Origin of the sequence: Pseudomonas sp. Sample_11 (assembly GCF_004307505.1) — a bacterium.
Classification (GTDB): domain Bacteria; phylum Pseudomonadota; class Gammaproteobacteria; order Pseudomonadales; family Pseudomonadaceae; genus Aquipseudomonas; species Aquipseudomonas atacamensis.
Genome location: NZ_RCOD01000021.1, coordinates 85,849 through 94,147, shown reverse-complemented (window position 1 = coordinate 94,147; position 8,299 = coordinate 85,849). Strand labels below are relative to the sequence as shown.

The window sequence follows — 8,299 nt, the reverse complement described above, 5'->3', positions numbered from 1 at the left end:
GATGAATCCCCTCACCACAGTCATATTCCAGGCGACTATTGGATCAGCCGCGCCAAGCCATCCAGCAAGCGCTGCAATGCGCCCTGATTGCGCCGCATCACCGCCAGCCCGGCCTCGGCCATGCGCTGCGCATCACGTGGCAGTTCGAACAAGCGCTGCACCTCGACTGCGAGGCCTTCGGCATCATCCACTTCGGCCAACGCCCCGGCTTCGCGCAGTTGCGCGGCGATGTCGAGGAAGTTGAACAGGTGTGGGCCGCTGAGTACCGGTTTCGCCAGCGCGGCGGGTTCGAGCAGGTTGTGCCCGCCATTCGGCACCAGACTGCCGCCGACAAATGCGCTGTCGGCCAGGGCATAGAGAAACAGCAACTCGCCCATGGTGTCGCCAAGCAGCACGCTCGTCTGCGCATCGACATTGGCCCCGGTCGAGCGACGTACCGTGGCGAAACCTTCGCGCTGGCAAAGGTCGAACACCGAATTGAAGCGCTCCGGATGACGCGGCACCAGAATCAATAATGCATCCGGATGATTGGCCAACAGGCGACGATGGGCGTCGAGCACCACTTCGTCTTCGCCTTCGTGAGTGCTCGCGGCGATCCACACGGGACGATCCTGCGCCTGCCATTGGCTACGCAATTCGGTAGCACGCTGCAGCAATTGCGGATCGATGGTCAGGTCGAACTTGATCGACCCGGTGACCTCGACAGATTCAGGCCGCGCGCCGAGATCGCGGAAGCGCTGGGCCTCGGCTTCGGTCTGCACCGCCAACAGGCTCATCTCGGCAAGCATAGGCGCGGTGAGTTTGCTGAAGCGGCCATAGCCTTTGGCGGAGCGCTGCGACAACCGCCCATTGGCCAACGCCACCGGAATCCCGCGCTTGGCACACTGATGAATATGGTTGGGCCACAGCTCGGTTTCCATGATCACCGCCAGTTTCGGCTGCACGCGATCAAGAAAACGTGCCGCCGCACAAGGCAAGTCATACGGCAGATAGCAGTGTTGAATGCGCGCCTCGTTGGCGAACAGTGCCTGAATCCGCTCCGAACCGGTCGGGGTCATGCAGGTCACGGTGATCGGCAGCGCCGGATAGCGTTCCAGCAGCGCGCGGATCATCGGCGCGGCGGCAATGCTTTCGCCCACCGACACCGCGTGCACCCAGATGCCACCGGGCTGCAAGGTCGGCATGCCACAAGTAAAGCGCTCGCCAATGCGTTTGGCATACGCCGGCGCCTTGCGCGCGCGCAGCCACAGCCGAATCGCCACCAATGGCAGCCCCAGGTAAAACAGCGCGGTGTAGAGAGTTCTATTCATGGCGGCGGAGTTTATCGGCTTTTGTCGCCGATCGCCCGCAAGTGCACGGCAAAACGTTCCGCCAGCCAGCGCGCGGCGGGGCCGAGCGGTTCGTCGCGGCGCCAGACCAGTTCCACCACCAGCGCCGGCGGCGTCCATTCACTGTCGAGCTCAATCATTTGGCCCTGATACGCCGAGTACTGCACAACGTGGCGCGGCAACCACGCCCAGCCGAGATCGCGCACCAGCCATTCGGACATCACGTAAAAGCTGTCGGCGCGCCACACCTGCGGGCTGGCCGGCTCATTGCCGGGATAGACGCTGGTCTGCGTCGACATCAGCAATTGCCGGTGCTGCGCCAGTTGCTGACAGGTCACGTAGGCCTGCTGCGCCAGCGGATGATTGACACCGCAGACCGTGACCATTTCCACTCGACCCAGTACGCGGCGCTCAAGGGCTTCGGGGATTTCATCGTGATAGAACAGCAGGCCGAGGTCGGCGCGACGTTCGACCAGTTTGCGCGCAACTTCACCCTGGGCGGCGCTGGTCAGTTGCACTTCCAGGCTGGGAAACTGCTCGGCCAGTTCACCGAAACTTTCCACCAGCGCCTGATACGGCATCGCCTCGTCCTGAGCCACTCGCAACTGCGCCTCCTGACCGCGCAGCATCGCCATGGCCCTGCCGTTGAGGCGCTCGCACTGGCGCAACACTTCCCGTGCCTCTTCCAGCAATGCCGCGCCCGCCTCGGTGAGCATCGGCTGCCGACCGCTGCTGCGTTCGAACAGGCTCACGCCCAAATCCTCTTCGAGCATCGCAACGGCGCTGCTGATCGCCGACTGCGCCTTGCGTTGTCGGCGTGCCACGGCGGAAAACGAACGCTGCTCGGCGACGTCGACAAATATGCGTAGCTGCTCAAGATTCCATTGCATGCGCGCTCTCAACCTATCTCCAGAACAGATAGGTAATGACTTTACCCCATCTGAGCAATCCCTAGAATATCGCCTCAGCAAGCAACGTTTTATTTGAGGATCACAACCATGAACGCTTACGTCTATCTGGCCATCGCCATCTGCGCCGAAGTGATCGCCACCGTTTCGATGAAAGCGGTCAAGGGCTTCAGCACGCCGCTGCCGCTGATTCTGGTGATTGTCGGCTACGGAATCGCATTCTGGATGCTGACGCTGGTGGTGCGCACCGTACCGGTGGGCGTTGCCTACGCGGTCTGGGCGGGGATGGGTATTGTCATGGTCAGCGTCGCGGCGCTGTTCATCTACGGGCAGAAACTCGACGTACCGGCGATGCTGGGGATGGCGTTGATCGTGCTGGGGGTCGTGGTGATTCAGCTGTTTTCGAAAACTGCGGGGCATTAAAAAGCAGCAGCAAGCTTCAAGCGGCAAGCCGCAAGCATTGCTGATTTGCTGGTCCGGGTTGCAGCTTGCAGCTTGAAGCTTGAAACTTGCGGCTTCTTCAAGCTCCGAGGTCGCTGCATGCCATCCGTTATTTCCACCGACGTTCTGATTGTCGGCGCTGGTGTCGCCGGCCTCTGGCTGAATGCGCGCCTGCGCGGTCAGGGTTTTTCGACCGTGCTGGTGGAAAGCGCCAGCCTCGGTGGCGGGCAGAGTGTGAAGTCCCAAGGCATCATCCATGGCGGCGCCAAGTACGCGCTGCACGGTGCGCTGACGGGCGCCTCGGAAGCCATCGCCGATATGCCGCGCCGCTGGCGCGAGGCGCTGGCCGGTAATGGTGAGCTGGATCTGTCCGGCGTGCGCCTGCTGTCCGAAGCGCATTACCTGTGGTCGCCGGGCACGCTGGCCGGCAACCTGACCAGTTTCTTCGCCAGTAAAGCCGTGCGTGGCCGGGTCGATCAGGTCAAGGGCGATGAACTGCCGCCGGCCCTGCAAGACAAGCGTTTCAAGGGCAAGGTCTATCGCCTCGCTGAACTGGTGGTGGATGTCCCGAGCCTGATCCAGCGTCTGGCCGAGCTGGCCGGCGACGGTCTGCTCGCCGGTAAGGTGATCGAGCCGCTGCTGGAAGCCGGTGTGCTGGTCGGCCTGAAAGTCGATGGGCGTGAGATCCGCGCCCAGCGCATCGTCCTCAGTGCTGGCGCCGGCACGGCCGAACTGCTCGAAGCGTTGGGCCTCAGTCGTCCGGCCATGCAGCGCCGACCACTGCACATGATCCTCGCCAAAGGCCCCGGTTTGAAACCGTTGTACGCGCACTGCCTGGGCGGCGGCACCAAGCCGCGCATCACCGTGACCACGCATCCGGCGGCTGATGGCCAGTGGGTCTGGTACATGGGCGGCGACATTGCCGAAAGCGAAGGCGTGGCCCGCGAGCCGGCCGAACAGATCGCCACCGCGCAAAAGGAAATCGCTCAACTGCTGCCGTGGATCGACCTCAGCACCACGCAATGGGCAACCCTGCGCGTCGATCGCGCCGAGCCGCTGCAAACCGGCCTGACCCGCCCGGACAACGCGTTCCTCGCCGAGGAAGGTCGCTTGCTCGTCGGCTGGCCGACCAAACTGGCACTGGCGCCAGACTTCTCCGACCGCGTTATCGCCTCGCTGCAACGCGACGGTATCCAGCCGCAGGCGACTGAACCGCTGCCGCCGCTGCCGAAACCGCCGCTCGGTGTACCCGCGTGGGAGCAACTGCTGCCATGAGCATCGCCACTCTGCACGAACTGCATCGCCCGCTGGGCAGCACCGGCCTGTCGGTGTCGCCGCTGGGTCTGGGCACGGTCAAACTCGGCCGCGATCAAGGGGTGAAATACCCCAACGGCTTTCAGATTCCCGACGATGACGAGGCGCGCATGCTGCTGCGCCAGGCGCGGGATCTGGGCATCAACCTGATCGACACCGCGCCGGCCTATGGTCGCAGCGAAGAACGCCTCGGCCCGCTGCTGCGCGGTCAGCGACAGGATTGGGTGATTGTCAGCAAGGTCGGCGAAGAGTTTGCCGATGGCGTGTCGCGCCACGACTTCAGCGCTGCGCACACGCGAATGTCGGTCGAGCGCAGCCTGCAACGTCTGGAAACGGATTTCATCGATCTGGTCCTCGTGCACTCGGACGGCAACGACATGGCCATCCTTGAGCACGAAGAGGTCTACGCCACCCTCGCGGCGCTGAAGACCGAGGGCAAGATTCGCGGCTTCGGTTTTTCCGGGAAAACCGTCGAAGGTGGGCTGAAAGCGCTGGAGCAAGGCGACTGTGCGATGGTCACCTACAATCTGAACGAACAAAACGAAAAGGCAGTCATTGACTATGCTGCTGCCCACGGCAAAGCCATTCTGGTGAAAAAAGCCTTGGCCAGTGGTCATGTCTGTCTGAGTCCGGGAGTCGATCCGGTGCGCGCCAGCTTCGAGTTGCTGTTCACTCAGCCCGGCGTTGCCAGTGCTATTGTCGGCACGATCAATCCGCTGCACCTCGCCCATAACGTAGCGACCGTTGCCCAAGTCCTGCGTAGTCACTGACGCCGCCCCGCGGCCTTAAGCCAGGAGCCGATATGCCGCGCACGCTCATCCGCAAGAACCCGAGCAACTTCAAGACGCTGCCGCTGTTCGTCGAAGCCACGCCCGAAGGCCTGAGCTATCAAAGCGTCGGCATGCCGCTGAACTTCGCCCAGACCCTGCAACGGCGTAAACCGGTCAGCGTCGCCGACAGCGAGCGCTTCGCCCTGGAACTGGCCAACCTCGGCGTGTCCGTGCGCCTGACCCTGCATTGGCAGAATCGCGATTACTGGGTGCTGGTGCGCCAGCGTCGGCAGGATCGCGGCGACGTGGTACTGAAGCTGATTTCCGGCTACGTGCCGGCCCATGAGCTGAACATTCCGCTGCACACGGCGATTCAGGAAATTGCCGAAGAGTGCCTGCTGGAAACCCCGGAAGGCTGGCTCGGCGGGCGTTTCAATGACACCTGGCTGCCCGCGCCCTACTCCGCCGCGCTGCATTACCGCGAAGCGCTGCCGTTTCGCCTGACACCGCTGTCCGGTTCAGCACGGCCGGTGCGCTGCGCCAACCTGCAATTGCTGGAGCGGCCACGGGCGTACGTTCATCTACCGACCGCGTCGCTGCAATTGATTTATGACCTGCGCCTGGAAGTGCCCAAGGAAGCCAAATCCCTGAGCCTGTTCCATGTCGATGAACGCTTGGAGGGTGATCAATTGGTGGCGCGGCTGGACCGAAAACGTCCTGATTTGTATCTCATGCCGCTCAAGGATGGCGCGCCAACTGCCGAGCTGTTTACCCTCAAACGCGACAAGCTGATACCGGCCAGCACCCGCGGTATTCACTTGGCGGAAAGCTTTGCAACGCAGCAGGGTTGGGTGGTGCACGACGAACGCATTCGCTGGAAGGACTGGCTGGTGCAACAGGGTCTGACACCGGCGAAAGCGCCACGCACCGGCCTCAAGCAGTTGAGCATCAAGGCACTGCGCCTGGTCGGGCTGGGCAGGAAACGCGCGAGCCGCTAGCGCCGGCGATCCCACCAGGTGCGCAATGTCGCGAAGAAGTGGAAGTAGCGGTTTTCGCGCTTGCCCATGCCACGCTTGGGGGAGAACGACTCTTCGGCAAATGCACCGGTGATTCGCACGCGGGAGGCCTGGGTTGGCAAAGTGCAGACCTTGGCGCCTGCCTCGAGCAAGGCGTACTTGAGCAAGCGCTCGGAGTGCAGCTTGCGGCCGGTCGCCTTGCAGAAATCGAAGATGCGTTCGATGCGTTTGCCGTAGGCGACATAGGTATTGCGCCCGCACACGGCGAAACGGTCATTCAGACCGCCCCACCACTGCCAGTCAGGAATATAGACGTTGTGTCGCCGCGCCTCGGCGTGGTTGAACACATAGCCTGGCAGCGCCGTGTGGAAGAAATTGTCCGGCCGCACGAAAACGACGAAGTCGGGATCGAACGACTCGATCTCGCCGGTGACCGTATGCAAGGAGTTCAACTGATAGATAAGGTTGCGCAGCGATGCATAGTCATCGGCCCAGGTATCGCCCAGCGCTTTGACTCGCTCGAAATCCCAGCGCTCCAGCACGCCTTCGGTCGAGGTCAGCGAGCCGCTCATGGATTCGAAGGGCTGATAGTTGTCAGCCGCCAGCTCGCCTTTCTCGCCGGAACGCGAATTCTGCACTTCACCGACTTTATACAGATGATAAAAGCACTTCACCTCGCTGCCGCCAGGCAACTGCGCCAGTACGTTCTGTTCGATTGAAGGGAAGCAGATCGGCGAATTTCTCGGAATCCCGAAAAACGCCACGGCAATTTTCAACACTCGATTGCACCTATGAAGAAATGATTCGGCCCGGCAGGCACCTGACTGCGGCGTGGCTTATTTGCGCTTGAACAGTTTCTGCCACCAGCGTCGGGGTTGCAGCGGCACGACAATAACATTGGACCTTTGCAACCAGTCCCGCTCGTAATCCCAGGCATGACCGCTCCAGAGCTTGCCCGCCTCGTTGGAGAAACCCAGGGTCATCAACTGATAGGTATAACCGACATGCCCACGCAACCAATCGAATAGCACCAACGTATTGAAGCCGGTGGAGGGGCCGACGTAGCGCTTGCCGCCCGGGCGGTCGACCGGGTAGTTCCACAGCGGCGGCAACGGAATTCGATCCCAGTACATCGCAACGCGCGGCAACGGGCACATCGGTGCTGCGCAACCCACCAGCATGGTAAAGCAGCGCTCGCCCGCGCGGTCGACCAGTCGCTGTACGTCCGCATTGCCGGGCAGACCGAAGAAATAGGCGTCCGGCGCGTTATAGCCGTGCACGAAGACATTCACGCTTTGCTCGTTGAGCAGCGTCGCCTTGATGCAATGATTGAAACTGACGACGATGTCATCAGCGCCGATATTCAGCGCTGCGAAATCAGCTGCGGTAATCGCGGGATTATTAGCGATCAATATCACCCGCGCCGCACGGCTGAGACATTCGCGCAGGGCTTCAGGCAAGGCTTGCAAAACCGACTGGTCGCCACCGGGCAGCGCATCCAGCGCCATGTATTCGTCCCCCATTCAGGCGGGCACCTTCATGCCATAACGCAATTTGACCCAGAACCGGGTGAAAGCCGACGGCGGCTGCCATGGGCGCATCTCGCGTTGTATGGCTTCGGCGAGCGCCTGGCCGACCCGCGCAAACGAGTAACGGCTTTCAGCAAACGCCTGGCCGTTGCCGGCAATTCGCTGCGCCAGTTCCGGGTCGTCCTGCAGCAGCTTGATCTTCGCCACCGCCTCGTCTTCGCTGCGGTAGAACACGGTGTTGTGCATGTCTTCGAAACCGAGCAACCGGTCTTCTTCGCCTTGGCTCCAGGCCAGCAGCACACAGCCGCAAGCCATGGCTTCGAAGTTCTTGATCATGAACTCGTTCATGCCGATGTCGGCGCTGACGAAGATTTTGATGCGATTGAGAGTTTCCAGATATTCCGCACCCGATTTGGTACGGGTCACGAGCATCCCGGTGCGCTGTGAAAGGGCTTCAAGCATGGCCTTGCGCTCGGCGTACTCGTTACTCTTCAAGCTACCGAGGAAGCCGATCGGGATATCGCGATCGACGCCGGTGTTGTGCAGCATTTGCTCGTCATAGCCTTTGGAGACGAACACGGTATCGATGCCTTCGGCGAGCATCTTGCGCGCGACCACTGCGCCGGAAACCAGCGCCCGGCAGCTCGGCAATCGGCTGTACAAGCGCGAATAAACACCACGGTACTTACTGGCCGGCATGTAGTTCTGATAGGCGTCGTGCTCGAGAAACACCAGCCCTGGAATGCACTTGAGCACCCGCAGTTGCGGCGCCAGACGTTTGACCCGGGAGAAGATCACCACGCGATCAAAGGTCTGGTATTCGACCGACGCCAGAAAGGCTCCGAGGTTCATCTGCTGCTGTTTGCTCAGACGATAGATGAAACACTCATCGCAGTTCTGCTGAACGATGTCATAGAGCCGGTCGAGAATGACCCGCTGCTCGTCCATCACCAGAAGCATGACTTTCATAAATTAAATGACCACGTAACGTAG

9 protein-coding genes are annotated in these 8,299 nt (G+C 61.5%); 4 read left to right on the top strand and 5 right to left on the bottom strand.

The window, feature by feature from the left end; translation table 11 throughout:
• Positions 1 to 35: 35 nt before the first annotated feature.
• Both waaA and D8U60_RS04730 read right to left on the bottom strand, forming a co-directional pair.
• Positions 36 to 1,310, bottom strand: a complete 1,275-nt coding sequence (gene waaA / locus D8U60_RS04735; RefSeq protein WP_130899587.1) for a lipid IV(A) 3-deoxy-D-manno-octulosonic acid transferase — start codon at positions 1,308 to 1,310, stop codon at positions 36 to 38.
• Between the two features lie 11 nt (positions 1,311 to 1,321).
• Positions 1,322 to 2,218 carry a LysR family transcriptional regulator gene (locus tag D8U60_RS04730; RefSeq protein ID WP_130899586.1) on the bottom strand — a complete coding sequence of 299 codons (897 nt, stop codon included), beginning with the start codon at positions 2,216 to 2,218 and terminating at the stop codon, positions 1,322 to 1,324.
• Positions 2,219 to 2,326: 108 nt separating this feature from the next.
• Here D8U60_RS04730 and D8U60_RS04725 point away from each other — a divergent pair, with 108 nt between their 5' ends.
• The 4 genes from D8U60_RS04725 to D8U60_RS04710 all read left to right on the top strand — a co-directional run bounded on the left by D8U60_RS04725 (position 2,327) and on the right by D8U60_RS04710 (position 5,759).
• Positions 2,327 to 2,659 carry a multidrug efflux SMR transporter gene (locus tag D8U60_RS04725; RefSeq protein ID WP_016771980.1) on the top strand — a complete coding sequence of 111 codons (333 nt, stop codon included), beginning with the start codon at positions 2,327 to 2,329 and terminating at the stop codon, positions 2,657 to 2,659.
• Positions 2,660 to 2,776: 117 nt separating this feature from the next.
• Complete coding sequence (locus D8U60_RS04720; RefSeq protein ID WP_130899585.1) at positions 2,777 to 3,952, top strand: FAD-dependent oxidoreductase; 1,176 nt, start codon at positions 2,777 to 2,779, stop codon at positions 3,950 to 3,952.
• The gene (locus D8U60_RS04715) at positions 3,949 to 4,761 is read left to right on the top strand and encodes an aldo/keto reductase (protein WP_130899584.1); all 813 of its coding nucleotides are present in this window, start codon (positions 3,949 to 3,951) and stop codon (positions 4,759 to 4,761) included. Before D8U60_RS04720 ends, D8U60_RS04715 begins: the two co-directional genes overlap by 4 nt.
• 32 nt (positions 4,762 to 4,793) lie before the next feature.
• Positions 4,794 to 5,759, top strand: a complete 966-nt coding sequence (locus tag D8U60_RS04710; protein ID WP_122699809.1) for a metal ABC transporter ATPase — start codon at positions 4,794 to 4,796, stop codon at positions 5,757 to 5,759.
• Here D8U60_RS04710 and D8U60_RS04705 read toward each other — a convergent pair.
• The 3 genes from D8U60_RS04705 to D8U60_RS04695 are packed head-to-tail and all read right to left on the bottom strand — an operon-like array spanning position 5,756 to position 8,275.
• A complete protein-coding gene (locus D8U60_RS04705; protein WP_122699810.1) occupies positions 5,756 to 6,556 on the bottom strand; it encodes a hypothetical protein in 801 nt (266 codons plus the stop codon). The genes D8U60_RS04710 and D8U60_RS04705 overlap by 4 nt on opposite strands.
• Positions 6,557 to 6,613: 57 nt before the next feature.
• Complete coding sequence (locus D8U60_RS04700) at positions 6,614 to 7,300, bottom strand: hypothetical protein (RefSeq protein WP_130899583.1); 687 nt, start codon at positions 7,298 to 7,300, stop codon at positions 6,614 to 6,616.
• On the bottom strand, positions 7,301 to 8,275 hold the full coding sequence (locus tag D8U60_RS04695) for a glycosyltransferase (RefSeq protein ID WP_130899582.1): 975 nt from the start codon (positions 8,273 to 8,275) through the stop codon (positions 7,301 to 7,303). It abuts the gene before it with no gap.
• Between the last annotated feature and the right edge of the window lie 24 nt (positions 8,276 to 8,299).

Excerpts from the sequence above, each read along its gene's own strand:
- D8U60_RS04710 (WP_122699809.1), top strand. The coding sequence starts at position 4,794 with ATGCCGCGCACGCTCATCCGCAAGAACCCGAGCAACTTCAAGACGCTG.
- D8U60_RS04700 (WP_130899583.1), bottom strand. The coding sequence starts at position 7,300 with ATGGGGGACGAATACATGGCGCTGGATGCGCTGCCCGGTGGCGACCAG.
- D8U60_RS04695 (WP_130899582.1), bottom strand. The coding sequence starts at position 8,275 with ATGAAAGTCATGCTTCTGGTGATGGACGAGCAGCGGGTCATTCTCGAC.
- D8U60_RS04720 (WP_130899585.1), top strand. The coding sequence starts at position 2,777 with ATGCCATCCGTTATTTCCACCGACGTTCTGATTGTCGGCGCTGGTGTC.
- D8U60_RS04725 (WP_016771980.1), top strand. The coding sequence starts at position 2,327 with ATGAACGCTTACGTCTATCTGGCCATCGCCATCTGCGCCGAAGTGATC.
- D8U60_RS04715 (WP_130899584.1), top strand. The coding sequence starts at position 3,949 with ATGAGCATCGCCACTCTGCACGAACTGCATCGCCCGCTGGGCAGCACC.
- waaA (WP_130899587.1), bottom strand. The coding sequence starts at position 1,310 with ATGAATAGAACTCTCTACACCGCGCTGTTTTACCTGGGGCTGCCATTG.
- D8U60_RS04730 (WP_130899586.1), bottom strand. The coding sequence starts at position 2,218 with ATGCAATGGAATCTTGAGCAGCTACGCATATTTGTCGACGTCGCCGAG.